This is a genomic window from Paenibacillus amylolyticus (genome assembly GCF_001570725.1).
Taxonomy (GTDB): Bacteria; Bacillota; Bacilli; order Paenibacillales; family Paenibacillaceae; genus Paenibacillus; species Paenibacillus amylolyticus_A.
Genome location: NZ_BCNV01000001.1, coordinates 587,900 through 614,741 on the forward strand (window position 1 = coordinate 587,900; position 26,842 = coordinate 614,741).

Consider the following 26,842-nt stretch of genomic DNA (forward strand, 5'->3'; position numbering starts at 1 on the left):
TTCCCGGATAGGAGGGCCATACAGATGATATTCAAGCGCACAGCAGACCCATTACCCAAAGGGCGTTATTTCAGGCGCAGCCTGATGATGATTCTGTTTATCGCCTGCATTCCGGGAGTCATTACAGGTGTGTTGTTGTATGGCTGGGTCACCGTCAAAATGGAAAAGATTTTGCAGCAAACGCATCTGAATCAGTTTGAACAACGTACCGTGTGGGTTGGCGATCAATTGGATGCGCTTGAATTGACCTTCTCGCAGTGGGCCTTCGATCCGGTTTTCGATAACCGTCTCAAAGAGCTCGATTTTGTATTCAAGTATAAACAGGTGCATGAACTGTACCGATTGCTGCTGATGATTCAGAATTCCAATACACTGATCGGCAAAGTTCAGTTGTATCTGGGGGAACCGCAGGCCGTGAAGATGGATTCTGAACGGTATGATTTTATCAAAGACGCTGGGGAGATCGAGAAGTATGAACGGTTGACTCACCAGCCCCAGGCCACATATTGGTCACGGTCCATGGAGGGCACATCCATGATGATGGTGAATCGACTTCCTGGTGGAAGCGACGATGCACTCGGGGCACTAACGGTCACGCTGGATAACAAGCAATTGAGCAACATGCTGCAGACCTTGTCTCCGTATAATGGAGGGACGACTTTTTTGTTGGATGAGCAGGGCAAGCCCATGCTTCCACGAGCGCAAGAACTTGGTGGATTACAGCATGCTGTCCGTGAACATCTGTTGAACCTGGAAGGTAATCTGTCTTCATTCCTGATGGAATATGAGGGACTGACCTACTCGGTTCAATCGGGCACCTTCCGCAGATTGGGTACCGATTGGACTTACGTTTCCGCGGTTCCCCTCAATGAAATTGTAGCTCCGATTGTGTCTGTACCCCGAATCGTTCTTCTCATCAACGGATCTGGACTCTTGCTGGCTCTGATCCTGTCGTGGGTTGGTTCGCTCCAGCTCTATAAACCGTTTACGAAATTACTGCGAATATTTACAGTGGCTTCTGTCCGCCCAAATGGGTCTGTACAACTGGATGAAATCAAGCATATTGAACAGCGCTGGATTGGCGTTAATCAGGAGAGAGAATCGTTGCAGCAACGGTTGGAAGAGCAACTTCCACTCGCCCGGGAGAGCTTGTTGATTCAGCTCACGTTGGGTCATCTGTTACTGTCATCCGACCATGAATGGAAGCAACGTCTGGCACAGCTGGGTTGGGTTCTTAGGGATGAGCGGTTTATCATCCTATTTGCTCACATTCGTCCGAGTGCAGTTCTTCTATATGGGGCTAAGGAGCGAAATCGGAGTGAATCTCAGGAGTGGATCAGTTTTGCCGCAACCGACATTCTGAACAGGCAGTTGGTGGACCTTCCTTACCGGGCTGAAACGATCAATTACCATGACATGTCCATTGCGCTGTTGCTCGCTGTCCCTCCAGAGGTCCAGCCAGAGACACCTGAATTCAGAGAAGAATTATCTCGGATGGCCCAACATTGGATTGAAACTGTGCAGTCGGAATGGAACGTTCGCATGACAGTTTCAATCAGCAAACTTACATCAGATGCTTCTCATATCCCACAGCTGGTCAGAGAATCGAGGGCTGTGTTGAGGAAAAGACAGTTCTCTCCCAATGTGACCATTATTGATATGAATGGGGAGGCAGAGCAGGATGTGAATGAACATGGAGTATATCCGCTTGAGCTGGAGCAGGCCATCATCTCGGCATTACGTAGTGGTGAACAGGACTCCGCCCTGGAACAGTTCAGCATATTTATTGGCACCTATGCCGGATCTGAAGTGCCGGAGAAGCATGTACGTCAGGCTTTATTCCAACTGCTGGCACGCATACAACATGCCCTTTTGCAATTAGGGGAAGATCCGGTCGAACTGTTTGGGGTGGGGATATACGAAGAGGCGATGCAGCTGCATGATTTGGATGAATTGTTCCAGTGGTTCAGGGAACGGATTGTGCACGTATGTGTAGAGGAATTTACAGGCAAGGAAGAGAAGCAAATACAGATGGCGGTTCATCAGATGAAGGAGCATGCGCAGCAGCAGTATGCAGAAGCGTTATCGCTGGATGAATTGGCAGATCTTCATGGGATTCATTCCTACACGTTAAGTCGGGCGTTCAAGCAGACATTCGGGCAAAATTTTGTGGACTATTTGACTGAGGTGAGGCTCCACCGGGCCAAGGAGCTGCTTGAATCAACAGATGTCAAGATCAGTGAAATTGCGGAGCAGGTGGGCTATCAGCCCAGTTACTTCAATCGTTTGTTCAAGAAAAGCGAAGGGACCACGCCAAGTCGTTACAGGGAAGACATTCACAAGCATACCGGGCACAATCGGGGTAACCGCTCCGTTTAAATCACGCCTTAGTTTTCAGCCCAAAGGAGAGTGGGATGTGACGTGTCACAGGACAAGCCAAATATTATTTTTCTCATGACGGATCAACAGCGATGGGACTGTATTGGAACGTTCAATGAACATATTCATACACCGAATCTCGATAAGCTTGCAGCCGAGGGCATCACTTTCCGCGATGCGGTCTGCCAATCGCCAATGTGTGCGCCAAGTCGAAGCTCCATGATGATGGGGTATTATCCGTCTCAGCTTGGGGTCCGAACGAATTATGGCGGATTGTTCGAGGAAGACAAGTTGCCCTCCGAACCGTTGCCGGGGTTAATGCACCGCGCAGGGTATCAGACAGCCGGATTTGGAAAAACGCATTGGAACCATAGTGATGGTGTAGATGAGCCTTCTACGCGAGGATTCGAAGTAAGATCGATCGGTCTTTCCCGTCAAAGTGGTCATTATGAACAGGGAGCGACAATGATGGGTGACTCCCATCCCGAAGCACTGGAAGCCTATCATCAGGAGACCAAGGATTTTGGCAGCGGCGAGGAAAATGTCAACGGTTATACAGGGCTTACGAGTCAGATTCCGATGAACCAGCATCGGGATGGCTGGGTAGCCGAGCAGGCGCTGCAATTTTTGGATGAAGGGGTAGACCCGGAGCGGCCGTTATTTTTTTATCTGTCTTTCCTGAAGCCACATGCCGGGTTCAATGTGCCCCAAGCATTCGAAGATCTGTACAGGCTGGAAGATATTCCGGATATCCCGCAACCGCCTTGGGAGGATGAAATGCAGACTCACCTTGCAGCTTCCGATGAATTGAATTCGAATAGTCGCCAGTCGTATCTCGACAAGAAGAAGGTATGGGACCAGCGAAGTTTGGAGGAGCGGAGGAGGACTACGTTAAGATACTGGGCGAATTGCTCCTGGCTCGATCATTACTTTGGACTCGCTTTGGAGAAGTTGGAGAACCAGGGTAGGCTGGAGAACGCGCTGATTGTATTTGTCTCGGATCATGGAGAGATGTTGGGGGAACGACAGTTTCGCTTCACCAAATATAACCTGTATGACAGCAGCGTGAGGGTGCCGCTTATCTTGTCTGGTACACACATTGAGGAGCAGAAGCGCGGAACGATTGACCAGGGGCCTGCGGAATTGGTGGATCTGGTGCCGACATTGACACGTGCAGCCGGACTTGAAGCGAATCCGATGCTGCCTGGTGTCGATCTGCTGGGCGATCTCCGGCATCGCGGAACGTTCTGTGAATTTCATGGAAAGGGCGTTACGGCGCCTCATTCGGCTCCGGCCTATATGTGGCGGACCACGGAGTGGAAGCTCATTCTGTACATGGAAGGCTCTGTCGCGGAGTCCGCATCCAGAGTGCATGAAACGAAGGGTGAACTGTATCACCTAACGGTTGACCCTCATGAGTGGACGAACCTGTATGATGAGGAGCAGCATGCTGTAATTCGGGAGCAACTAAAGACCGAACTGCTGATGCATCTGGCTGTCAGTTGGGCGAAAGGCCCCTTTTTCTATGATCGTGGAGGAACCAAGCCGTTAGAGCGGTAGATAGACCCTGTTGACCGGGCAACCGGAGGCAAAGCAGTTATTGCTGAACCAGTTCAGTCGATCTCATTAGATTGGCTCGTAGGGACAGAGATAACCGGCTTTGCTTTTTTTGTACGCATATACTAACCAATCGATGGAGGGGAATTGTAAATGAAAACCAAATCAACTGTGGCCAAAGGAACAAAAGTACTATTCACATTGCTGTTAAGTGGAGTTATTGGATGGACAGGCTTTGTTTTACCAGGAGGGGGAGTACTTCAGGCAGATGCCGCAGAAGGGTCTGCACCACGTCTGGTTGAAAATTTGGGACGAGGCCTTACTGCCGTATATCTGGGAGAGAACAAGGTATATCTGAGCTGGCGTCTGCTTGGGACCGAACCGCAGCAGGTTACATTTGATATCTATCGTCGGACGGGTACGGAAGAGGAGAAGCTGAATGACCAGCCTTTGACGCAGGGAACCAACTATACGGACACCAATGTGGATGTAACCCAGAGCCATACGTATATCGTGAAGTCTTATGTGGAGGATAGCTTACAGGATGTGAGTGACGAGGTCGTATTGGCAGCCAATCCCGAGATCCGCAATTATTTCAGTATTCCATTGCAAAATATAACATCCAATCCGTCCGATTATTTTGTGCAGCATGGCTGGCCTGGGGATCTGGACGGTGATGGGGAATATGAATACGTAGTCACCCGCATTCCAGTGAACGGAGGCAATAAATATGTGGAGGCCTACAGCCTGACCGAAGGTTTCCTGTGGCGAATTGATCTGGGACCTTACAGCGTGACCACGATCGATACATATAATGCGCCACCTGCTTCGGTGAGCGAATTCGGTGTGGCTGGACTGGGCGGCTGGCGTGACAACGACAATATTACAGTGTTTGATCTGGACAGTGACGGGAAGGCTGAAGTGCTGCTGCGTACCTTTGAAGGGGTAGCGTTTGCGGATGGTCAGGTCGTTCCTGCCACAGCGGAGCGTGCACAGTATGTGTCTGTCGTGGATGGATGGACCGGAACAGAAGCGGCACGCACAACGATAACCAATGATTATGCAGCCGATGGTCCGCTCAGTGGGCACTTTAGCATTGCTTATCTGGATGGTGAACATCCAAGCCTGATTACGGCGCTTAAGAATCGTGCGCTCAGCCGCAACTTTCAGTATGTGACGTCAGCCTATGACTATGCAGGCGGTGCCCTGACTGAGCGTTGGAGACATGCGGGAGCGGACGGTGAGTTTTTCCACCAGATTCGTATACTGGATCTTGACGGGGATGGGAAGGATGAGGTGTCATTCGGAGGCTGGGCGCTGGATGATAACGGAGAGACCTTATACAGTCTGCCGGGTGTAGTCCATGGCGATCGTTTTCACATTACAGACATTGATCCGGATCGACCGGGGCTGGAGCAATTCGGGATTCAGCAGGCGGAGAACGGAAACGTCAATCAATTCCCTTGGTTTTATGCCGATGCGGCGACGGGCGAGATCATTCGTACAGGGGAAATCCCGCAGGATGTCGCACGGGGAACACTGGCGGATATTGATCCAACGTACCATGGGCTTGAGATGTGGTCCAGTTCAGGCAATATCTACAATGTGGATGGCGAAGTGATCAGTTCAGTTCAGCCCTCAACCAATTTCAGAATTTGGTGGGATGGTGATGTACTCGGTGAGCTGCTGGATAAAAATTTTGTGGAAAAGTGGGATTGGGAGCAGAACACAACGACACGTCTGTTTACAGCCGATGATGTTCGCGTGAATTCCAGAAACGCCCCTGTGCTCTATGGCGATCTGCTCGGGGATTGGAGAGAGGAAATACTCTATGAAACGAGTGATTTCACAGCATTACGTCTGTACACAACAACGATACCATCCGATGTCCGCATCTACACGTTGCCGCATAACCCCGCCTACCGAAATGGGCTGGCGGTGAAAGGATATATGCAATCTTTGTTGACGGATTATTATCTGGGTGAGGGGATGACAACACCAACCGTTCCGAACATTCTTCCCGTCGTGTACAATGGGGATCAGGAATCTTAAACCAGGGGAAGGGGATGCTTCAGATGCACGGTCAGATATCCAAAAAGGAAACTTCCTGCTGCTGTTCTGCAAGTCGAAGCGGCAGGATGGAAGTGAAAATTCAATCAGAGGACAATCCCGAATTGACGGCTTCCCGTGACATGAATATAGCGTCTGACCATGCATCTCCACTTTCCGTTGACCGCCTACCGCTTAGTGCGCTGGCGGGAGATGATGGATACATCGCTGGGCGAAAGGACAGGGACCGCATATGGATTGAAGGTGGACGTTTACTTGTGGGCACCAATGATCCGGAAGCTTTTGCAGGTGATGGGGAAGGGCCTGTCCGGGAAACCCAGGTGGACTCCTTTTATCTGGATGAATGCACGGTGACCAATGCACAGTTTGAACAGTTTGTAAGGGAGACAGGTTATCGAACGGAGGCCGAGCGATTCGGCTGGTCCTTTGTTTTTCATTTATTCGTTTCTTCGCAAACGGCTGCTCATGTTCGTACCGTAGTGCAGCAAACGCCCTGGTGGTGGGTTGTTGAAGGTGCGGACTGGTCTCATCCCGAAGGACCTGACTCTGATGTGAATGACAGGGCTGACCATCCCGTTATCCATATCTCCTGGAACGATGCCAATGCGTATTGTGGCTGGGCGGGTAAGCGCCTGCCCTCAGAAGCGGAGTGGGAATATGCAGCCCGAGGGGGATTAATCCAGAAGAAATATCCCTGGGGTGACGTTCTGCGGCCGGATGGACAGCACCAGTGCAATATCTGGCAAGGAACCTTTCCAACTCAAAATAATGCCGCAGATGGTTATGCAGGTACAGCTCCATCCCGATCCTTTACTGCGAACGGATATGGATTGTACAACATGTCAGGTAATGTATGGGAATGGTGCGCTGACAATTATGTTACGGATCATGAAAAGCCTATACTAGCTCAGACGGTTGCTTCTCCCGATGAAGTCCGCAAGGTGTTAAAAGGTGGTTCCTACCTTTGCCACCGTTCCTATTGCAATCGGTACAGAGTGGCAGCACGGATTCCCAATACGCCGGATACATCCACCGGACATATCGGTTTTAGATGTGCATCCGATGTATTGCCGGTATAGCGTGCTATTGATTGGACATACCGAATACGATTATGTATATGAAAGGAATACAAGCGACTCATGTGAGTCGCTTTTTTCCTTTTACTGATCCGAAAGGATAATTCCGTTATTTCACGAATACAACAGAGAACTCAGCGAATTTAAAATTACAGACAAAGGGTGTGCCACATGACGAATCTATTCGAACAATGTTCAGGTCAAACATTATCTGCTAATCTGGGATGGCTGAACGAGCCAGCGGATTGGTCCATTGAAGACGGCAAAGTAACGATAACCGTTTCGCCGATCAGTGACTTTTTCATTGATCCGGGAGGTGACCCGGTCAAAGCCTCAGCACCATTTTTACATACGATCATCAAGGGAGATTTCAGCATTGTCACTCAAGTACAGGTGGACATGAAAGAACAGTATGACTCGGGTTGCCTGATGGTGAGAGTGGACGATACGAATTGGGCTAAAGTTTGCTTTGAGTATTTCGAAGAACAGCCGTCCATTCTCAGTGTCGTGACTCGTGGTAACTCGGATGATTGTGTATCAGCACCTGTAGAGGTTAGTAAGCCTTATTTACGTGTAGCTCGGGCAGGCAACAGCTTTGCTTTCCATTATTCTCAGGATGGAGAGAAGTGGAAGCTGGTTCGCTATTTCGGTCTCGACTGTCCGGAAGAGATCAAAGTTGGCATTGTGGCCCAATCCCCCATTGGGCAGGGGACGACGGTTACTTTTACAAATGTACAGCTTCAACATGGGGTGACGGGAAGTGTTCGCCGGGTAGAGTAACCGGACAAATGAAAGCACAGCATGACAGGTTATTGGGTTGTTTTTCAGTTATATTAGACATCAAGGAGTGATTAACACATGAACTGGATCAACTCATTACAGGTCGCTATTCAATATATGGAAGACCACTTGCTCGAAAATATGACGATGGAGCAGATTGCAGCGCAGGCCCATATCTCTCCTTTTCATTTTCAACGTACCTTTGCCATACTAACTGATGTTACTGTGTCCGAGTACATAAGACGCAGACGATTGACATTGGCGGCACATGAGCTGCTTCAGAGTGATATTAAAATTATCGATTTGGCGCTTAAATATGGTTTCGATACACCGGAATCTTTCTCCAAAGCCTTTCGTAGACAACATGGTATCGCACCCAGTGAGGCTCGAAAGAATAGTAACGCTGTCCAATCGTATAATCGTCTGGTTATTCAAGTGAGTCTACAAGGAGCAGAACCGATGAAGTATAAAATCGTTGAACATCCTGAATTTACGTTAGTAGGAGTGAAGCAGGCTTTCTCATATGCAGATGGAGAACATCTGCAAGGCATCGGAAAGATGTGGCAGGAAGCGTGGACGAGCGGTACAGAGGATCGTTTGTTTGAACTGAACAATGGGGGTATTCAAGGATTACTCGGTGTCGTTGTGGATCAGAACGAAATTCAGGAGAAACAGATGCAATACTGGATTGCTACGGCTTACGATGGTGAAGTACCGGAAGGATTATCAAGCTTCACTATGCCTGCTTCCAAATGGAGTGTATTTGAAGTAGAAGGCCCGATGCCGGAGAGCATGCAGCTACTGTGGAAACAGATTATTTCGGAATGGTTTCCATCCAATCCTTATGAGCACGCGTATATGCCAGAGATGGAAGTATACCCGGGACCCAACCAACCGCCGCAAATCTGGATACCGATTAAATAAATATTAACCATTTCAAACGCTATACAAATGTAGCCCATAGACAGTCGGATAACCGAAGCTGTTTATGGGTTATTTGGTTGTGATTAATCAGGGATTCGAAGTTGTACAGAGGATGTTCAAGCGTTGTTCATTTTATTGCAACTAGGTAAACATGATATATTGGAACAAGAGTTTATCGCATTAAGAGAACAATAAGATGAAGCGCAGGGAGGCAGACGTGTTGCATGTGGAGAAATTCGTTCGAGCGATTATGGAGCATGAGGAATTAATGCACGACCTGCGGCGAGTTCGAAGTCTGCAATTGCCTCAATGTTACATAGGCGCAGGATATGTTCGTAATTATATCTGGGATCTTCTTCATGGATATGCCCTTCGCGAGCTACATAGTGATATCGATGTTGTCTATTATGATGCGTCGGACCTGCTTGAGGAACGAGACATCCAGTTGGAGCGTCAGCTTCGTGAGTTGACAGGCAATGCCAAGTGGTCGGTCAAAAATCAGGCGAGAATGCATCTGCGCAATGGCACAGTTCCTTATCAATCTACTGAGGATGCTCTTCGCTATTGGCCAGAAGTTGTGACTGCCATAGGAGTACAGCTGGATGAAGAGGATCAGGTGAACATCTGTGCTCCGCATGGCTTGCATGATCTGTATCAACTCGTAGTCCGCAAAAGTCCTTTCTTCACGGATGCCGACTATTATAATCAACGCGTACAGAAGAAGTGCTGGCAGGAACAATGGCCGAAACTAACGATAATAACAGCCTGAATAATAAGGGATATGCGGAATTGCGAGTACAAGAAGGAGTGTCTACGGATTTGATAAAAAAGTTCTTACAAAAAAATGGACTGATCATTGATCTTGTCCTGTTGGCATGTTTTGTGGCATTTCTGATCTTCTGGGGCCAAAGGTTTGCAGTTATGTTTTTCGGAATGATCACGGTGGCCTTTATCGTGCTAAGACGAATCGACTATCAGAAGCATGTTATTCTGAAGCGGATTATCCTCACCGGATTTGGCGTGGTTGCCGTCTCTTTTGTCATCATAGAAGCGCTTGTATTCACACAGCTTGGTGCGAATGATCCGGAAGAAGCGGACTATGTCATTATTCTGGGTTCGGGTATCAGAGGAACGGAATTGTCATTGACCCTGAAGCAAAGGCTGGATGCCAGTCTGGACTACATTCGCAGTCACCCTCAGACACCGGTCATTGTATCGGGTGGGCAGGGACCGGGAGAATCGATTCCCGAAGCACTTGCCATGAAAAACTATCTGATTGAACAGGGGATTAGCCCTGCCCAAGTCATTATGGAAGATCGCTCCACAAGTACACAGGAGAATTTGGCCTTTTCCAAAAAAATCATTCTTGAGTCCGGGCTGGAACACCCCGAGATCATGATCGTCACCAGTGACTATCATATGTTCCGCTCCAAATATATCGCTGCCAAGAACGGTTATGCGGCAGAATATGGCATATCGGCCCCGTCACCGGGTTATCTGAAACCCGTCAACATGATCCGTGAATATTTTGCTACGATCAAAACATTTATCTAACCGATTGGCATATATTCGAAAAGACAACGTTAGACTCTCCTAATAGAGTTTATGTTGTCTTTTTGTCATTGTCTCTGCACAAGTTGAATTGAATCAAATATTTGAATCTCAAACCATGCTATAATATACGTCATTAATAGAAGAACGATGTAGGAGTGAATGATCATTACAGCATATCAATTACCTGCTCTATATGAGCAGAAGAAAGTTTCAATGCACGAGATGGAAGAGATTGTACGCCTGTTGGCTCAGGCACCGCTATTATACGATGATGGACAGAGCATACAGGTTCAGGATTACATGGGAGGCTTGGAGGTCGAACTTGAGCATGAGGTACGCCGTGCAGTGACCGAGTTGTATCAACTGGCTGTTCAGGCTTGCCGCGTCTTCGCCGATCCATTGGCGTACGAGCAACTTCAGGATGCACTTGGGTTACAGGCTGAATTATGGCAGGAGGAAGTGCTCACTCTTGCGAAGTGGATGAACTGGTTGAAGCAGATTAGTGAAGGAAAGAAAACACTGCCAGAGTATAACTTTACAGCCATGCTTGGCAACTTGCCAGACGGATTCATGATCCATGACTTTTATGATGAACTCCGATATCAACTGGAACAAAACGCTGCAAACGCATGGGCGATCGAAGAGCGGGATCGTTTGTACGCAGCTCTGGGTGCGAATTAAATCAAACCAACGGGTCACCGGCGGTGTTAATCTAATATCTGCATTTTGCATGCATAGAAACATTCCAATCTATATCTTGCGAGTTCTTTACCCAGTATGGGAAATGAGGGGATACCGTGAAGAAGGTTGTATTAGCTGGTGGAACGGGATTTGTCGGACAGGATTTTGCCCAAAGGTTCAGAAAGTTGGGGTATGAGGTGTTAATTATCTCGCGTCAGCCCGGTCATATTGCCTGGGAGGATCGTGCAGGAATTATAGGGGCACTCGAAGAAGCAGAAATGTTGATTAACCTGGCAGGTAAATCGGTGAACTGCCGTTATACGGAGGAGAATCGCAAAGTCATTCTGGAATCCAGAACCCGGACAACGCGGATTCTCGGTGAAGCCGTCCTGGCTTGTAATCATCCTCCCGAGTTATGGATTAATTCGAGTACAGCAACCATATACAGACATGCCGAAGATCGTCCCATGACGGAAAAAGAGGGCGAGATTGGCTCTGGCTTCTCGGTTGACGTTGCCAAGGCGTGGGAACAGGCTTTCTTCGAATTCAGTCTGCCATCTACGCGTCAGATTGCATTGCGGATTGCGATTGTGCTGGGGGAGGGCGGCGTGATGGTGCCCATGACAAACCTGGTCCGTTTTGGCCTAGGAGGATCGCAAGGTGCAGGAACACAGCAGTTCAGCTGGATTCATATCGAGGATCTGTTCCGCATGGTGATCTATCTACAGGAGCATCCACACCTGAATGGTGTGTTCAATGCCTCCTCACCGCATCCTGTTACGAATCGCGAACTGATGGCCAGCCTGAGAGAGCAGATGGGTGTTCGGATCGGATTACCTTCCCCTCGTTGGATGCTTGAACTGGGCGCACGTTTTATTCAGACCGAAACAGAGCTTGTCCTCAAAAGCCGATGGGTGATTCCCGAGCGATTGGAGAGGGAAGGATTCACTTTCACATACGGTACGCTAGATACCGCTCTTGCCGAGATCTTGAATAAGAAGAAATGACACTTCATACAAAAGAAAACACAACAGGAAGGGCAGAGGCATCTGCCCTTTTATTATATATTTCAAAGCTGCTATTTGATGGCGTTTCGCCATTCAAGGTGAGGTGTAAATTTCATTTAAATCAGTCAGATGAACAGAAAGAGGTTGGGGAAATGCAACTTAGAAGAGTAAGGATCGCGGGAACAGGGAAGTACCTGCCTGAACAGGAAGTTACCGATGAGGAACTGGACCGTCGCTTGGGCGTGCCTGCCGGCTGGGTTAGCAAAGCAGCAAGCGTAGGTATACGCCACTATGCTTCGGGTGAAGAAACCTCTTCCTTCATGGGCGCGCGGGCTGCCGAAGCTGCACTGGCGGATGCAGGATTGCAATTCGGGGATATCGATTGCCTTGTGTGTACCAGTGGCACGAAGGAACAACCGTTACCAAGTACGGCGGTGTTTATCCAGCAGGCCATGGGGCAGGAAGATTCGGGCGTACCTGCCTTTGATATGGATGCAACCTGCCTGAGTTTCCTGAACGGACTCGATGTGATCTCCTATATGGTAGATGCCGGACGTTACCAGCGAGTACTGCTCGTAGCCACCGAGATTGCCTCAGCGGGACTAAATTGGTCGGATAAAGAGAGTGCAGCCCTGTTCGGAGATGGAGCGGCCGCTGTTATTATTGAGCGTTCGCCTGAAGGGTCATCCTCTCAGATTGTACATGCTTCCCTTCAAACCTACAGCCGAGGTGCTCGCTTCTCGGAAATTGCAGGTGGAGGTACACGGATGCATGCTTCGAATTATAAAGCAGATCAGCCTGAAGCGTACCTATTTCATATGGATGGACAGGCGATCTTCCGCATGGCTTCCAGACTTTTGCCTGGATTCATCGGCGATATGCTGCAAGCGACCGGAAATCAGATGGAGGACTTTCAATTGGTCATTCCCCATCAGGGGAGTGCCATGGCGATGAGATTGATCCGCAAGAAGCTAGGGATTGCTGAAGATCGATTCATGGATATCACACGAAATCACGGCAATACGATTGCGGCATCGATCCCGATGGGGCTGCATGAAGCGATTAGACAGCAGCGCATTCAGCGTGGGGATCGCGTGCTGATGATTGGTACGGCTGCCGGATTATCATTGGGAGGACTCATTTTTGACTACTAGATCTGGGGAAACCGGACATTGTACAGCTGCTTCTCTTCGTGTGCTGCTTACAGGCGGAAGGGCTCCCGTAACGCTCGATCTGGCACGCATGCTTCATCGGGCAGGCCATCGGGTCTATGTTGCGGAGAGTGCCGTACGGCATCTGACCAGATCATCTAGTGCAGTGGAACAGTGTGCTGTGGTCCCATCACCGCGTCATGACACACGTGCGTATCTTGCGGAGCTGGAACGGTTGGTTCAGGATTGGCAGATTGACCTATTGATTCCGATGTGTGAAGAAGTCTTCTATGTGGCTCAAGGGGCAGACAGACTGCGTTCATACTGTCGTGTTTTGGTCTCTTCATTGGAGCAGCTGCATGAGCTGCATCATAAATATGATTTTATCCAGCTCGCAAGATCACTCGGTCTTTCGGTTCCGGATACACGCCTGATCAACAGTCGGCAGGAATGGATGGAAGCTCAGTCTGTTCTGGGAAAAGTAGGAGATTGGGTATGGAAACCGGTGTATTCCCGTTTTGCCGCCAAAGTTCGCATGCCGACGTTTATGACAGATGACACGGGGGCAAGGACTGATCAGCAAGGAAATGTAAGCCAAAAGAATCATCGACATATCCGTAACGATCCTCCGGACGAAGGGGAATTATCCTCTGTTTCACCTTGGGTTGCACAGGTATTCATTCCCGGTCAGATGTTATGTACATACAGCATAGCGCATGAAGGGCAACTGGTTGCGCATTCCACTTACGACAGCCGCTATCGTACAGGTAGCGTGGGAGCGAGTGTTTTTTTTGAACAGGTGGAACATGAAGGTGCCCTTGCGTGGGTGAGACAATTTGCCCAGGCAACGGGGTTTAGCGGACAGATTGGGTTTGATTTTATAGAAGGTCAGAATGGTCGAGTGTACGCAATTGAGTGTAATCCGAGGGCAACGAGTGGGATTCATCTGTTTCACCCCGGAGGTGACTTGGTACGTGCACTGACTGAACCTGAGACATTGATCAAAGAAAGAAAAATGATCATGCCGGCACAGGGCAGCAAAGCCATGCTCATGCTTCCCATGCTGGGAAGCGGGGTTCAGCAGATCTTCGGCAAAGGAAAGTTCTTTGCATGGATAGCAGCGTGGCGTGGCACCAGGGATGTGGTCTATGCACGACAGGATCTTCAACCTTTAATGGAACAATTCGGAGTGGTGCTGGCCGCATGGCGTCTGGCAAGATCGCAGAAGTGCTCGCTGACTGAAGCTTTGACTCACGACATAGAATGGAACGGTGAACAACAATGAACAGAGCATTGGTTACAGGAGCTACGGGATGTCTGGGTAGGCACCTCGCGATCCGACTTGCAAAAGAGGGATGGGAAGTCACCGGTATGGGCCGACAGCCTAAGGTTGGTGCAGAACTTGAGTTGGCAGGAATCCGATTCCAGAGTGGAGATATACGGGATGAGGCAGCAGTGAACAAAGCGTGTATGGGACAGGATGTGGTGTTTCACTGCGCAGCTCTATCCTCCCCATGGGGCCGATATCGTGATTTTTATAGCAGTAATGTAGAAGGGACACAGAATCTCGTAGCTGGCGGTATACGTGGTAATGTACAGCGATTCATACACGTCTCGACGCCGAGTATATATTTTAACTACAACCCGCGATATGACGTACATGAGAATGATCTGCTGCCAGCCAAACCAGCCAATCATTATGCCGCTACAAAGCTTCTCGCTGAGCAGGTTGTGATGGAGGGGCATGCGAAGGGACTTCCGTCGATCATGATTCGACCGCGAGCGATCTTTGGTCCATACGATCAGACGTTATTTCCCAGAATTGTAGCAGCAAATGCGAAATCGGGCGTGCCCATGATCGGTGGTGGACAGGCATTAATTGATCTGACATGTGTGGATAATGTGGTGGATGCCCTATTATTGTGCCGCGATGCCTCTGACGAAGCGCTCGGCCGAGCTTACAATATCTCCAACGGCGATCCGAAGGCGTTCAGTGAGTTGGTAAGCAGCTTGTTTGGCATGCTGGATATGCCATTGCGTCGTCGCAACATTCCTTATCGGACGGCATATGGAGCGGCGGCATTGCTGGAGCGTGTTCATGGCTTTATTCCTGCGTTGGGTGAACCTCCGTTGACACGGTACACAGTCGGCTCCTTATCCATTCCACAGACATTGGATATTACAGATGCACGGGAGCGATTGGGGTACATCCCTCGGGTATCTATCGAAGAGGGTTTGCAACAATTTGCAGACTGGTGGAGGGCTGAATCATGCTGACGACAACTCCGGTAGATCTATATCTGGGTGCGGCGGGTTACTGCACACATCCAGAGTTTCTAACGCTGCGCGGTGGTCGGTTGAACCCAGTACCTTTCCCGGCAGGGTTTGCCTGCATCATTCATCCCTTACATGGACCGATTTTATTGGATACGGGATATAGCTCCCGCTTTTTTGAGGAAACGGCTCATCTGCCTAACGCACTGTATCGTCATATTACACCGGTGGTTTATCGTGAAGAGGATAGTGCCCTTCAATTTTTGGCTGGGCTTGGACTGAAAGCTTCCGATATTCGGTATATTATCCTCTCGCATTTTCACGGCGATCATATCGCGGGTGTACGAGATTTCCCGGAGGCTCAATTCATCTATCTGCCCAGAGCTTATGATGCTGTGCGCTCACTTGGTCCGATTGCGGCTGTAAAGGCAGGATTTCTTTCCGGGCTGTTGCCTGATGATTTTATGGCCAGATCATTGCCTGTTACGTGTGAGCCTGAGCGGTTGACGAGAATAGGGGAAGGATTCCCTTTTGATGAGGTCTACGATATCTTTGGCGATGGCAGTGTGCTGGGGGTGGATGTATCCGGGCATGCGGAAGGTATGATGGGGCTCCTGCTGCGTACGGAAGAACACGACTATTTCCTGTGCGCGGACGCGGTGTGGTCGAGTCGGGCTTTTCGTGAACAGCGCAGACCTCATGCGCTCGCGGGTATTATTATGTCGAATCGACAGGAATACCATCGTAACTTTGACCGATTGGTTCAGCTGCATCAGCAGTTTCCTCACATTCGGATTGTGCCGAGTCATTGTCGAGATGTACTGGACGCTTGGGGTACAGGAGGGCAGAAACGATAAGCAATACCCTTCGTATTGTGTTTCATTATGCGCTTGCACGTGGGCTGCGAACATGGAAAACGCGAGAACAACTGGAGCGCTGGCAAGAGCGCCGGGTTATTCAGCATGTCCATCAGATCCGTGCCCGCTCTCCGTTTTACCGGAAGTGGTGGGGTAGTTTGAACGCATCCGACTGGAGAAGATTTCCCTTGATTGATAAATCGATTATGATGGAGCACTTCGATACACTGAACACGGTAGGCATTACCAAGGATGAAGCGTTGGCTCTTGCAGGCGAAAGTGAAGAAACGCGTGACTTCAAACCTTCCATTCAAGGCGTGACGGTTGGACTGTCTTCGGGTACGTCAGGGAACCGGGGGATATTTTTGGTGAGTGATCGGGAACAGGATGCGTGGACGGGCACGGTGCTGGCCAAGTTGCTGCCTGGTGGACTGTGGAAACCTGCAAAAATTGCGTTTTTCCTGCGGGCCAACAGTAATTTGTATGAATCCGTGCAGCGTGGCAAATTGCAGTTTCAGTACTTTGATCTGCTGGAGCGTGTGGAGACCTTGGTGAATCGGCTGGAAAACTACCAACCTACGGTGTGGGTGGCTCCTCCATCCATGCTGCGTCTGTTGGCGGACGCCTATGTGGCAGGCCATCTGACCACTGTACCAGATAAAATCATCTCGGTTGCCGAGGTGTTGGACCCCCTGGATCGCAAGGTGCTGGAGCAGGTCTTCGGACAGACCGTTCATCAAGTCTATCAGTGTACGGAAGGATTTCTGGGTGCGACCTGTCGTTATGGCACACTGCATTTGAATGAAGACATCGTGCATATTGAAAAAGAGTTCATTGATCCCGCCACCCGGCGGTTCGTGCCCATTATTACGGACTTCTCCAGAACATCACAGCCGATCATCCGGTATCGGCTGAATGATATTCTGACCGAGGCGGCGATGCCGTGTGCCTGTGGTTCCCCGTTTACCGCCATTGAGCGGATCGAAGGCCGCTGTGATGACACGCTTTATTTTTCAAACATGCATACGGGTGAGGCGGTACCCGTCTTTCCGGATTTCGTTACCCGTGCAGTCATTGCAGCTTCGCCGGATATTGAACATTATCGTGTGGTGCAGCAAGGGGACAGATCAATGGAAGTATCTCTTCGACTTGGCGGGAGCGGAGTGATGGCTCAGGTTGAGACCAATGTACGGGGTGAACTGATGAAGCTGGGAGAGCGGCTGGAATGTACTCTGCCTGAGGTCAGATTCGTTCCGTATACGTTCGAACCGGGAGTCACGAAGCTGCGTAGGGTGGAGAGACGGCATAACGGAGTGGTGGATTAAGCAGCAGGGGCCATGCGGTATAGGTAGGAAGTAAGCAATTTACCGAGGAAAGAAGGTCACGCCGTGACAGTAGAGGAACACTTAATAGAGGCCGGACAGGGACGGATTAACACAGGTTCTGATGCAGTGAAAAAGACGAAGGAGAGAGCGAACGCTCCTGTGGCCTTAATTACAGGTACATCCAGTGGTTTCGGTATGCTTACCGCAATCACCCTTGCCAAGCAAGGATATCTTGTTGTTGCTACAATGCGTGACCTGAGTCGAAGAGAAGAATTGGTGAAGCTGGCTGAACAGGCGGGGATATCCGAGCGTTTGCAATATGTGCAACTGGATGTAACCGAGGCTGAATCGGTGCAGAAAGCTGTGAGTACCGTACTTCACAACCATGGCCGAATCGACATACTGGTGAACAATGCGGGATTTGCGGTGGGCGGATTCATTGAGGAAGTATCCATGGAGGATTGGCGGCGACAGATGGAAACGAATCTATTTGGATTAATCGCCGTTACACGTGCGGTTCTGCCTGTGATGCGTGAACAAGAGCAGGGGCTGATTATTAACTTGTCCAGCGTAAGCGGGTTGTCCGGTTTTCCAGGGTATGCGCCCTATGCTGCCTCCAAATTCGCTGTGGAGGGATTCACGGAAAGTTTGCGCCATGAGATGTCTTCGTTTGGCGTTCGGGTGGTATTAATAGAGCCTGGCTCTTATCGCACGCCGATCTGGAATAAGGGTCTGGGGGAAATTCACCGTAACGAACATTCTCCATATAAGCATAAGCTGGATGCGGTTCTTCGCTATTCCAAACATGCGAGTGAAACTGCACCTGACCCACAGGAAGTGGCAGATCTGATTGGTCGAATTGCTCGGATGCGTGCACCAAGGCTTCGATATGCGCTCGGAAAAGGTTCGCGTGTGCTGATCATAGGCAAAGCGGTACTACCCTGGAAGTGGCTAGAGCGGATCATCGCCCGTGGATTAAAATAGAGATTAGGCGCTGGGTGAAGGAAGCAATGGAACGGGATCGGAATCAGAAACATAATCAGGATGCTCCAAATTAAAACGCGGAGGTTACCAATGAAAATTGCATTCGTTTTGTTTGATGGACTGACTTTCCTTGATTTTGCAGGGTTTTATGATGTGATCAATCGGTTGAATTTCTTTGAACCTACCAAAGGAACGACGTGGGAAACTTGCGCCATGACAGATCAGGTTACGGATGAGTCTGGTCTAACGTTGAAGGTGGATCGAGTGAAGCCTGACCTGTCGGAATATGATCTCGTGTTTATCCCTGGGGGTATGGGAACGCGCAAGCTTCGATATGACGAGGCCTTCGTAGGTTGGCTGAAACAGGCTGAGTCTGTGCCTTTGAAGGTTTCGGTGTGCACAGGTTCTCTGCTGCTGGGTGCGGCTGGTTTTTTATCCTCTAAAAAAGCAACAACACATCCCGGTGCATATGATTTGCTTGAGCCGTATGTCACCGAGGTGATCCAGAAGCGGATTGTAAAAGATGGAAATGTAATTACAGCCGGTGGAGTAGCCACGTCCATAGATTTGGGGATTTATGTTGTTGGTTTGCTCGCAGGGCAGGAAGCGGCGGCGAATGTGAAACTTCAGATCGATTATCCTTATGAGATGCAGGGAGTGGTCGAAGAATGAACGAAGATCGAAAGCAAGAGACCTATATCATTCGCAATATTCAGCGGGATGAAGCAGACATCTACTGGCCTTTGCGACTGGAAGCACTGAAAACACATCCTGAAGCCTTCGGGGCTTCGTTTGAATTGTCCATTCAGATTCCCATGAATGAAGTGCAAGAGCGCATACATAATGAGCCCGATGATTACATTTTGGGCGCATATACAACAGAAGGAACACTGGCGGGAATGATGGGTTTCAAAAGGGAACACGGCCTAAAACTCAGGCACAAAGGCATGATCTGGGGCGTCTATGTTGCTCCTCTATATCGGGGAAGTGGGCTGGCTTCGCGTTTGCTCCGCGAGGTGCTGGATCGCGGAAGACATCTGGAGGGCATCAAGCAGATTAATCTGAGTGTTGTGACAACGAATGAATCAGCCCGACGTTTATACGAGCGATATGGATTTGAAGTATACGGCATTGAGCGAAACGCATTGGAAGTCCATGGTCAGGGATATGATGAGGCGCATATGAATTACTTTTATGCGGAGCGTTCAACATTGGATGATGATATCAGCACAGGAGGAGTCCGATGACAGATCATGTTGAACATGAAATCGATGGTGTTTCCTTTGTCTTGAAAGAGTCTCATTCTTTCGAATGGTTACGGCCCTTGGGTATGGTCTTTCGCGTATTTGATCAGCAGGATTCAGGGAATCTCTCCTTCGGTATTGTGCAAAAGGATGGAAAGCGATTGTTCGTTAAATATGCGGGAGCACATACAATTCATGCAAATCATACGGGAAGTCCCCCGGAAGCCATTCGTCATCTGAAATCATCTGTTTCCGTCTACGAAGATTTGGCGCATGACACGTTGATTCGACTAACGGATCACTTTGCAACGGATGAGGGTTATGCCTGTGTCTTCGATTGGGTGGATGGCGAGTGTCTGCATTCCCATTGGTATTTCCCGCCTCCGGCCAAGTATGAAGATCCGCGTTCGCCCTACTATCGGTTCAGACAGCTTCCGGTGAAAACACGTATTCTGGCAATGGAGCAGATTCTGAATTTTCATATCGAGGTGGAACGAAGAGGTTATGTGGCTATTGACTTGTATGATGGCAGTCTGATCTATGATTTTGACAGAAACTTTATGAAAATTTGTGATATCGATCTGTATCGGAAGGGCTCTTTTACCAATACCATGGGGCGTATGTGGGGATCTTCCCGCTTTATGTCTCCCGAAGAGTTTGAACTAGGCGCACCCATAGATGCGGTTACCAATGTATTCAATATGGGGGCAACGGCGTTCGGGTTGCTTGGCGGGGAGAAAGATCGTTCCTATGCCAGATGGGATGCCAGAGAAGCATTGTATCAGGTTGTGATGCGTGCAGTGAGCGACGATCGGTCCGAGCGGTATGCAACGATTGCGGAACTCGGTGAGGCATGGAAAGAAGCTGTGATGCAAGGTCAATGAGTGAGTGGGCGGAATTTTCGCAAATATGCAAAATCCATTCGTATGTGCATGTGAAATCCCGTATAATGGAAATTATTAAGGGGGTGCAGACGATGTGCAGATATGCCATGTCAGGACCATATAAAGATATCTATGCATGTTTCATTTGTCGCAAATCATTTAAACAAGTTTCCAGATACGACGTTAGCCCTGAAGTGGCTGCCAAGCTTGAATATAAGTGTCCGCAATGCGCCGCATCTATGGTTAACATGGGACAGGATTTTCAGGCACCTAAGCAAAATGATACTAAACAATGGACCAAAGTGATGACGCTGTATCGTCATGGTTTTACCTATCATAATTGCGGGTGCGGGGCAGGATATCGTCCTGCTGAATTACGTCAATTGCAGGAATTTCTGGAGCAGCAGGAAGCTGGTAAAGGCAGTGTAGGCGAACGATTATTGCAAAGGTTATCTTCATAGTTATGATTCCAAAATCGAACCTGTCGCCTATGGAACTGTTGAAAATACAGGCGAGCACTTTATATACGTTCAACGAGCACCAGCGTCTTCTGAGTATTAACGAACCGGGTGGTGGGCAGGCTCCAGCCATTTTTATCGGTATGACTTCTGCGGGTTCACTGACCTATTATCATGAGCAGTTACCGCCGAATCTAGTGGATGAGTTGGGCATCATTAGCGAGCTTCCATTGGATATTCCAAAACTGATTCGAAAGGTGGAAACCTTTGAGCCAGTCAACAATGTGTGGATGGGACCAGCCTATGCTTTTCCTGAAACATTAGATGAGTGGGATCTGAAGGTGCAGTTGATTGGTCATGAGCAACGTTATTTGCTGGCGGAGCATTTTCCGGAATTAAAGGATCACTTGCATGAAAAAAAACCTGTTGCCGCTTATGTTGTTAACGGTTCTGCTGTGGCAGTGTGCTGCTCTGCAAGGGTCTCCATTCATGGTGCAGAGGCGAGCCTCTATACGGCACCCGGTTATAGAGGACATGGATATGCAGCAGAGACGGTAAAGTGCTGGCAGTATTATGTTAAGGAGCGTGGACGCATGCCGATCTACAGTACATCCTGGGATAATCTTGCTTCACAGCATGTTGCCCGCAAACTGGGACTAATTCAGTTTGGTGTGGATTTCAGCATCACAACTCTGAATTCGAGGGAGGGCTGTGACGTCCAATGATCCGCACTTTTGTACAAAAGGATCTGCAATATGTCATTGAAGCGCATATCCGTATTTATCGAAAAGAGTATAATTATGATGATAGCTTTGCTGAATTTATCACAAATGCGGTGAATTCGTTTGGACTTATGGGCAATCACTCAAGGGAGATGTTGTGGATCGTTGAGCTGAATCATTCAGCTTCAGGCTCCATAGGTCTTACTCAGGTGAATGATAATACGGCTCAACTACGCTGGTTCCTGATCGAACCGGAAGCGCGTGGTGCAGGATGGGGTGGTCAGCTTATTGAACAGGCCGTTCTTTTTGCAAAAGAAAAGGGCTACACATCTATCATCCTATGGACCAACGAGTCTTTGGATGGAGCACGCAGATTATATCAATCTGTGGGCTTTGAAGTGAAGGAAGTCCGCAAGCAGATGTTGTCAGGCCAGGAGCTTACCGAAGAACAATGGGAACTTGTTCTGTAGTTGGCCGAGGGCTTGAGCATGAAAGCCGAATCTGTAGTGTAACTCGTTGTTGAAAGGAGTGGTACAGTGAATCGCAGAAGACTGATTCTGGGTTTGTTATCCGTGTGCACAGCATTGACGGTAGCAGCATGTTCGACTCGGACAGAAGACCAAGCATTATCAGTAACCATTGAAAGCAAGTTGCAGCAGATGGTTAGCGACCCTGTCCTCCTGACCAGCAGTAATCCAAATGATTATATTGCTGGTAACCGTGAGGCTTACGATGACATTTTGCATACGGGTGAGGCAGGACTGCTTTTACTGCTACAGCAGCTCGAATCCAGTCCGGATAACGGTCTTAAGGAATGGATCATGGCTCAGGCCAGTACTGAACTGCTTGGAGAGCATAACCCCGTAGAGGCATGGCATAGTGGCAAGGACTGGCTCAGAAAGTATAAAATGAACGTAGAATAACAAACCTCACCTCCAGTCAGCATGAGCAGCATTGAGAGGTTCCTGGAACCCGAAAGAATACATTATAGAGGTGAAATCCTTGACTAAGAAAATTGCTTTTTTTGATTCAGGTATCGGTGGTTTAACGGTTTTGCATAAGGCATTACAACAGTTTCCGGAAGAACAATTTCTGTATTATGCGGATACCTTGCATGTCCCATATGGAACCAAGTCTGCGGATGAGGTTAGAGGACATATTTTTGATTGTGTGGAAGCCATCGTTCAGGAGGATGTTCAAGCAATCGTTATTGCTTGTAATACAGCAACCAGTCTGGCTGTGAAGGATCTGCGCGCCAAGTACGATATTCCGATTATTGGCATGGAGCCTGCGGTGAAACCAGCCGTGGAGATGAATCGGGACAGTGGGAAGAGAGCGCTTGTATTTGCTACAACCCTCACCCTGAGTCAAACCAAGTATAACGAACTGGTATCACGTGTTGATGATCACCACAGTGTGGATTCTATTGCGCTGCCGGAACTTGTGGAGTGGTGTGAACAGCTGGACTTTGATGCGAGCAAAATCGCTGATTATTTCCGGTTCAAGCTGGCAGATCTCGATCTTCAAGGGTATGGCACAGTGGTGCTTGGCTGCACGCATTATCCATTCTATACGTCCATTCTGCGCACGATTCTGCCCGATCATATACAGATTATTGATGGCAGTACAGGTACGGTGAACCATCTGAAGCAGAGGCTTGGACTGGTGGCTCAGCCTGGAGGCAGAACAGGGGAACAGGTCACTTTTCTCAGTTCATCAGGCCGACCGGAAGAGCAGGAGAAGATGTACAGAGCACTTCAATATCTTGAGATGAACTCCAAATAAGTTACACCATAGGAGGTGATAGCTTTGCAGTCCATTTATCTTATCCGTCACGCCAAGGCCACAGGGCAGGAACCCCATGCAGAGCTTACAGCTGAAGGGCTCAGGCAGGCTGAAAAACTTGCAGATATCTTGGCTCATTATTCCATAACGTATATTGTCTCCAGTCCATGGAAAAGGGCCGTTCAGACGGCTATGCCACTGGGCGCAGCAACTCTGCAACATATACATACGGATGAACGTCTCCAAGAGAGGATACTTAGCTCCGTTAATCTGCCTAACTGGATGGATGTGCTGCAACGTACATACGATGATGTGGACTGGGTGGAAGAAGGCGGGGAATCATCCAGAACCGCCGCTGCAAGAGGGATGTCATTATTGGAAGAGTTATGGAGCAGACCTGAACAGCACGGGGCCGTGGTTACACATGGAAGCCTGTTATCACTACTTATTCGTGAGTATGAATCATCCTTTGGTTATGAAGAGTGGACCAAACTGTCTAACCCGGATGTGTATGTGCTGGAGCGACAACGGCCAGATGCAGGGCTACCCACCATTCGTAGAATTTGGACAGATTGAACAGCAAAAGAGTGCTCCAGCGATAGTATATCAGCCAGAACACTTTTTTCGTTTATCACGGTACATGTTTACAATGCGGCAACAATGATCATAACCCATCCAGCTAGAAATGCGACTCCGCCAAGTGGGGTAATGGCTCCCAATTTGCGAACACCTGTTACACTTAAAGCGTACAAGCTACCCGAGAACAGGATGATCCCGGCGAACAGTAGCCATCCGGCCAGCATGACGAGTGAAGAGGATTCGAGGCGGTCTGCCAGCAGTCCGATCAGGATGATTCCAAGTCCGTGGATTAGGTGATATTGAACGCCGGTTTCATAAATTTTGATCATGTCAGCGGATAATTTGCGCTTGAGCGCATGTGCGCCAAAAGCACCCAAAGCGACAGCCAGGAACATCATAATACTGCCTAGGATAATCAGGGTTTGCAATGTGTTTTTCTCTCCTTTTAAGGGTAATTAGATACAACATCAAATGAGTTGTCCAGCATGAATGTTGTTTACAGTTTGCGCAATTGAATCTGCCCAATGGAGTGATCGGCTTCCTTTTTCAGAATCAGCCTGGCCCGTCCTTTGGTTGGCAAAATGTTTTCATGCAGGTTTTTGGCATTGATATCCTGCCAGATCTGGTTGGCCGTACGCACAGTTTCTTCTTCATCAATATTGGCGAATCGTTGATGGAAAAAGGAATCCGTGTTTTGAAACGCTGTATTGCGGAGTAGCTTGAAACGCTCAACGTACCAGTGCCTTATATGTTCTTCTTCCGCATCAATGTAGATGGAGAAATCAAAGAAATCACTGACCAGTAAAGGCGTTTCTTTTTTGATCTGGAGCACATTGATGCCCTCAATAATGAGAATATCTGGCTGACAGATCTGTTTTTCTTCCCCTTGAATGACATCGTAGGCGAGGTGAGAATAGACCGGTGCTTTCACCTCGGGCTTACCTGATTTCACATCACCCATGAACTGAATCAGGGATTTGATATCATAGCTTTCCGGGAATCCCTTGCGGTTCATAATGCCCTTCTCTTGCAGCACGGCATTGGGATATAAGAAACCGTCGGTTGTGACCAGGTCAACCTTGGGGCTATTCTTGCCTCTGGCGAGCAGTGCCTGAAGCAAGCGGGCCGCTGTACTTTTGCCCACGGCAACACTTCCCCCGATTCCAATGATGTAGGGGGTGGGGAGAGCTTCTTTTTTCATAAAGGAGGCCGTCAGTCGATTCAGTTCTCGTGAAACTCTTGCATATAAGTCAATAAAGTGGGTAAGAGGCAGATATATATCTTCGACTTCTTGAATCGATACCTCTTCATTCAATCCCTTTAACTGTTCTAATTCGGCTTCCGTCAGTGGAAGAGTGGTCTGATGTTCTTTAAGTTCAGCCCATTCCTTGCGGTTAAACTCGATGTAAGGAGAGTATAAATTCATGAGATCCCGCTTTCTGTATGTAATATAATCGTGGACACAACCTTTAGTGTACCAAATTTCAGGAAACTGACAACACCTTTACATTGTGCATTCCATAATGCCTTTCGTCAAAATGGAGTGAAAAGCAACTTATAGGAAAGTTTAACCCAATTTATGTTAAAGTCAACGTATACCATGCGGAAGGGTGACAGCAAATGATCGTATATGAGAGAGAGCATGATTTTGTTTTGACCGCACAGCATGAGCATGGATTAGTAGCCGGAGAAATGGCTTCCCATTGGAAAAGTGAATTGCTTGCCGATGCTGCGCATCGGGATGATTTAATCCTGGCGGCGAGAGAACATGACCGTGGCTGGATCGAACTGGATTCATCTCCGTTCTGGAATGATTACAGTCAATCGCCGTATTCGTTTCGTGATTTTCCGCTGCGTCCGCGTTTTGTATTCTACCATAAAGGCATTGAAGAAGTTCGGCAGAAAAACCTCTACGCCGGATTACTGTGTAGCTTGATGTATACGGAGCTATTTCAGAAAAATCTGGGGGCCAATGCTCAGGATGATGAAGACATCCGAGATTACCTGAACGAAGAGCTTGAACATCAGTTGAGTTGGGAGAAACAGCTTGGTGGAGATGCTGAAGCACTGAAACGAAGGCTGCAAAGCGATGTGGAAATCATGTTATTCTGTGATCAGCTCAGTCTGTTTCTCTGTATGGAGGAACCGGGAACACCTGCTGCACGTTATGATTTTTTTGCAGAAGGACTCAGTTGTACGTTTGATGCCTGTTCCAGACAACCAATTCAGGCAGAGTGGTTATCCAATGAGAAAGTGGGCCTGTCTTTTTTCCCGTTTGATGAAGACTTTACGGTCGTTTTACCCTACAAATCGGTACCGAAGGCAAGTATCCGCAAATTTGGTATGCAGCAGGCTTATCGCCGGGCGGAGTGGAAAGAACGTCGGGTGTTGATTACGGAATTGAAGTGAGAACTCGAACATCCGAGCTTGAGGAATGCACAGCATAGAATATCACAAAACAGGCGGGCTTCTGATGTACAGGGCGTCCGCCTTTCGTATGCATATATCATGATGGAATAAAGAAGGAAAACATAGGTTATTCCCAGAAATG

28 protein-coding genes are annotated in these 26,842 nt (G+C 48.6%); 26 read left to right on the forward strand and 2 right to left on the reverse strand.

Annotated features, from left to right (window positions below; genetic code table 11):
* Positions 1-24: 24 nt before the first annotated feature.
* From PAHA3_RS02830 to PAHA3_RS02950, 25 genes are all read left to right on the forward strand, one after another.
* Positions 25-2,379 (forward strand): AraC family transcriptional regulator, encoded by a 2,355-nt coding sequence (locus tag PAHA3_RS02830; RefSeq protein ID WP_062833385.1) that lies wholly within the window; start codon positions 25-27, stop codon positions 2,377-2,379.
* A 42-nt stretch (positions 2,380-2,421) separates the two neighbouring features.
* Positions 2,422-3,939 carry a sulfatase family protein gene (locus PAHA3_RS02835; protein WP_082762697.1) on the forward strand — a complete coding sequence of 506 codons (1,518 nt, stop codon included), beginning with the start codon at positions 2,422-2,424 and terminating at the stop codon, positions 3,937-3,939.
* A gap of 150 nt (positions 3,940-4,089) precedes the next feature.
* Entirely contained in the window at positions 4,090-5,988 is a 1,899-nt protein-coding gene (locus PAHA3_RS02840) for a rhamnogalacturonan lyase family protein (protein ID WP_062833386.1), read from the forward strand.
* A gap of 86 nt (positions 5,989-6,074) precedes the next feature.
* Entirely contained in the window at positions 6,075-7,085 is a 1,011-nt protein-coding gene (locus PAHA3_RS02845) for a formylglycine-generating enzyme family protein (RefSeq protein WP_082762848.1), read from the forward strand.
* A gap of 168 nt (positions 7,086-7,253) precedes the next feature.
* Positions 7,254-7,862 carry a DUF1349 domain-containing protein gene (locus PAHA3_RS02850; protein ID WP_062833387.1) on the forward strand — a complete coding sequence of 203 codons (609 nt, stop codon included), beginning with the start codon at positions 7,254-7,256 and terminating at the stop codon, positions 7,860-7,862.
* Between the two features lie 78 nt (positions 7,863-7,940).
* Positions 7,941-8,786: an AraC family transcriptional regulator gene (locus tag PAHA3_RS02855; protein WP_062833388.1), complete on the forward strand. Its 846-nt coding sequence runs from the start codon at positions 7,941-7,943 to the stop codon at positions 8,784-8,786.
* 196 nt (positions 8,787-8,982) lie between these two features.
* Positions 8,983-9,555, forward strand: a complete 573-nt coding sequence (locus PAHA3_RS02860) for a nucleotidyltransferase family protein (RefSeq protein WP_062833389.1) — start codon at positions 8,983-8,985, stop codon at positions 9,553-9,555.
* A 50-nt stretch (positions 9,556-9,605) separates the two neighbouring features.
* Complete coding sequence (locus tag PAHA3_RS02865; RefSeq protein WP_062835949.1) at positions 9,606-10,340, forward strand: YdcF family protein; 735 nt, start codon at positions 9,606-9,608, stop codon at positions 10,338-10,340.
* A gap of 159 nt (positions 10,341-10,499) precedes the next feature.
* Positions 10,500-11,021, forward strand: coding sequence for a hypothetical protein (locus PAHA3_RS02870; RefSeq protein ID WP_062833390.1), 522 nt, complete (start codon positions 10,500-10,502; stop codon positions 11,019-11,021).
* 116 nt (positions 11,022-11,137) lie between these two features.
* Positions 11,138-12,028: a TIGR01777 family oxidoreductase gene (locus tag PAHA3_RS02875; protein ID WP_062833391.1), complete on the forward strand. Its 891-nt coding sequence runs from the start codon at positions 11,138-11,140 to the stop codon at positions 12,026-12,028.
* A 152-nt stretch (positions 12,029-12,180) separates the two neighbouring features.
* Positions 12,181-13,182: a beta-ketoacyl-ACP synthase III gene (locus PAHA3_RS02880; protein WP_062833392.1), complete on the forward strand. Its 1,002-nt coding sequence runs from the start codon at positions 12,181-12,183 to the stop codon at positions 13,180-13,182.
* Positions 13,172-14,464 (forward strand): hypothetical protein, encoded by a 1,293-nt coding sequence (locus PAHA3_RS02885; protein ID WP_062833393.1) that lies wholly within the window; start codon positions 13,172-13,174, stop codon positions 14,462-14,464. The genes PAHA3_RS02880 and PAHA3_RS02885 overlap by 11 nt, the downstream gene beginning before the upstream one ends.
* Positions 14,461-15,456 carry an NAD-dependent epimerase/dehydratase family protein gene (locus PAHA3_RS02890; protein WP_062833394.1) on the forward strand — a complete coding sequence of 332 codons (996 nt, stop codon included), beginning with the start codon at positions 14,461-14,463 and terminating at the stop codon, positions 15,454-15,456. The genes PAHA3_RS02885 and PAHA3_RS02890 overlap by 4 nt, the downstream gene beginning before the upstream one ends.
* Entirely contained in the window at positions 15,450-16,310 is an 861-nt protein-coding gene (locus tag PAHA3_RS02895; RefSeq protein ID WP_062833395.1) for an MBL fold metallo-hydrolase, read from the forward strand. The genes PAHA3_RS02890 and PAHA3_RS02895 overlap by 7 nt, the downstream gene beginning before the upstream one ends.
* Before the next feature lie 17 nt (positions 16,311-16,327).
* Positions 16,328-17,635, forward strand: coding sequence for a F390 synthetase-related protein (locus PAHA3_RS02900; protein WP_235599362.1), 1,308 nt, complete (start codon positions 16,328-16,330; stop codon positions 17,633-17,635).
* Between the two features lie 63 nt (positions 17,636-17,698).
* Positions 17,699-18,619: an SDR family oxidoreductase gene (locus tag PAHA3_RS02905; RefSeq protein WP_082762698.1), complete on the forward strand. Its 921-nt coding sequence runs from the start codon at positions 17,699-17,701 to the stop codon at positions 18,617-18,619.
* A 90-nt stretch (positions 18,620-18,709) separates the two neighbouring features.
* Positions 18,710-19,291 carry a DJ-1/PfpI family protein gene (locus tag PAHA3_RS02910; RefSeq protein ID WP_062833396.1) on the forward strand — a complete coding sequence of 194 codons (582 nt, stop codon included), beginning with the start codon at positions 18,710-18,712 and terminating at the stop codon, positions 19,289-19,291.
* Complete coding sequence (locus PAHA3_RS02915; protein WP_062833397.1) at positions 19,288-19,866, forward strand: GNAT family N-acetyltransferase; 579 nt, start codon at positions 19,288-19,290, stop codon at positions 19,864-19,866. The genes PAHA3_RS02910 and PAHA3_RS02915 overlap by 4 nt, the downstream gene beginning before the upstream one ends.
* Positions 19,863-20,747, forward strand: coding sequence for a serine/threonine-protein kinase (locus PAHA3_RS02920; RefSeq protein WP_062833398.1), 885 nt, complete (start codon positions 19,863-19,865; stop codon positions 20,745-20,747). The genes PAHA3_RS02915 and PAHA3_RS02920 overlap by 4 nt, the downstream gene beginning before the upstream one ends.
* Positions 20,748-20,812: 65 nt before the next feature.
* A complete protein-coding gene (locus PAHA3_RS02925; protein WP_371327896.1) occupies positions 20,813-21,208 on the forward strand; it encodes a hypothetical protein in 396 nt (131 codons plus the stop codon).
* Positions 21,209-21,210: 2 nt separating this feature from the next.
* Complete coding sequence (locus PAHA3_RS02930; RefSeq protein WP_062833400.1) at positions 21,211-21,930, forward strand: GNAT family N-acetyltransferase; 720 nt, start codon at positions 21,211-21,213, stop codon at positions 21,928-21,930.
* The gene (locus tag PAHA3_RS02935; RefSeq protein WP_062833401.1) at positions 21,927-22,397 is read left to right on the forward strand and encodes a GNAT family N-acetyltransferase; all 471 of its coding nucleotides are present in this window, start codon (positions 21,927-21,929) and stop codon (positions 22,395-22,397) included. The genes PAHA3_RS02930 and PAHA3_RS02935 overlap by 4 nt, the downstream gene beginning before the upstream one ends.
* Positions 22,398-22,463: 66 nt before the next feature.
* The gene (locus PAHA3_RS02940) at positions 22,464-22,850 is read left to right on the forward strand and encodes a hypothetical protein (protein ID WP_062833402.1); all 387 of its coding nucleotides are present in this window, start codon (positions 22,464-22,466) and stop codon (positions 22,848-22,850) included.
* A 79-nt stretch (positions 22,851-22,929) separates the two neighbouring features.
* A complete protein-coding gene (murI, locus tag PAHA3_RS02945) occupies positions 22,930-23,712 on the forward strand; it encodes a glutamate racemase (protein WP_082762699.1) in 783 nt (260 codons plus the stop codon).
* A 15-nt stretch (positions 23,713-23,727) separates the two neighbouring features.
* On the forward strand, positions 23,728-24,288 hold the full coding sequence (locus tag PAHA3_RS02950; RefSeq protein WP_371327897.1) for a histidine phosphatase family protein: 561 nt from the start codon (positions 23,728-23,730) through the stop codon (positions 24,286-24,288).
* A 68-nt stretch (positions 24,289-24,356) separates the two neighbouring features.
* Here PAHA3_RS02950 and PAHA3_RS02955 read toward each other — a convergent pair whose 3' ends face one another.
* Positions 24,357-24,719, reverse strand: a complete 363-nt coding sequence (locus PAHA3_RS02955; protein WP_062833404.1) for a DUF423 domain-containing protein — start codon at positions 24,717-24,719, stop codon at positions 24,357-24,359.
* Between the two features lie 68 nt (positions 24,720-24,787).
* Positions 24,788-25,717, reverse strand: coding sequence for a type I pantothenate kinase (gene coaA / locus PAHA3_RS02960; protein ID WP_062833405.1), 930 nt, complete (start codon positions 25,715-25,717; stop codon positions 24,788-24,790).
* A gap of 194 nt (positions 25,718-25,911) precedes the next feature.
* On the opposite strand from coaA, the gene PAHA3_RS02965 reads away from it, so the two are divergent.
* Complete coding sequence (locus tag PAHA3_RS02965) at positions 25,912-26,700, forward strand: DUF3891 family protein (RefSeq protein WP_062833406.1); 789 nt, start codon at positions 25,912-25,914, stop codon at positions 26,698-26,700.
* The last annotated feature ends 142 nt before the right edge of the window (positions 26,701-26,842 follow it).

Coding starts and splice junctions, on each gene's coding strand:
- PAHA3_RS02965 (WP_062833406.1), top strand. CDS start 25,912: ATGATCGTATATGAGAGAGAGCATGATTTTGTTTTGACCGCACAGCAT.
- coaA (WP_062833405.1), bottom strand. CDS start 25,717: ATGAATTTATACTCTCCTTACATCGAGTTTAACCGCAAGGAATGGGCT.
- PAHA3_RS02910 (WP_062833396.1), top strand. CDS start 18,710: ATGAAAATTGCATTCGTTTTGTTTGATGGACTGACTTTCCTTGATTTT.
- PAHA3_RS02870 (WP_062833390.1), top strand. CDS start 10,500: ATGATCATTACAGCATATCAATTACCTGCTCTATATGAGCAGAAGAAA.
- PAHA3_RS02915 (WP_062833397.1), top strand. CDS start 19,288: ATGAACGAAGATCGAAAGCAAGAGACCTATATCATTCGCAATATTCAG.
- PAHA3_RS02860 (WP_062833389.1), top strand. CDS start 8,983: ATGAAGCGCAGGGAGGCAGACGTGTTGCATGTGGAGAAATTCGTTCGA.
- PAHA3_RS02925 (WP_371327896.1), top strand. CDS start 20,813: ATGGAAATTATTAAGGGGGTGCAGACGATGTGCAGATATGCCATGTCA.
- PAHA3_RS02845 (WP_082762848.1), top strand. CDS start 6,075: ATGGAAGTGAAAATTCAATCAGAGGACAATCCCGAATTGACGGCTTCC.
- PAHA3_RS02895 (WP_062833395.1), top strand. CDS start 15,450: ATGCTGACGACAACTCCGGTAGATCTATATCTGGGTGCGGCGGGTTAC.
- PAHA3_RS02830 (WP_062833385.1), top strand. CDS start 25: ATGATATTCAAGCGCACAGCAGACCCATTACCCAAAGGGCGTTATTTC.
- PAHA3_RS02920 (WP_062833398.1), top strand. CDS start 19,863: ATGACAGATCATGTTGAACATGAAATCGATGGTGTTTCCTTTGTCTTG.
- PAHA3_RS02855 (WP_062833388.1), top strand. CDS start 7,941: ATGAACTGGATCAACTCATTACAGGTCGCTATTCAATATATGGAAGAC.
- PAHA3_RS02890 (WP_062833394.1), top strand. CDS start 14,461: ATGAACAGAGCATTGGTTACAGGAGCTACGGGATGTCTGGGTAGGCAC.
- PAHA3_RS02880 (WP_062833392.1), top strand. CDS start 12,181: ATGCAACTTAGAAGAGTAAGGATCGCGGGAACAGGGAAGTACCTGCCT.
- PAHA3_RS02935 (WP_062833401.1), top strand. CDS start 21,927: ATGATCCGCACTTTTGTACAAAAGGATCTGCAATATGTCATTGAAGCG.
- PAHA3_RS02840 (WP_062833386.1), top strand. CDS start 4,090: ATGAAAACCAAATCAACTGTGGCCAAAGGAACAAAAGTACTATTCACA.
- PAHA3_RS02850 (WP_062833387.1), top strand. CDS start 7,254: ATGACGAATCTATTCGAACAATGTTCAGGTCAAACATTATCTGCTAAT.
- PAHA3_RS02930 (WP_062833400.1), top strand. CDS start 21,211: ATGATTCCAAAATCGAACCTGTCGCCTATGGAACTGTTGAAAATACAG.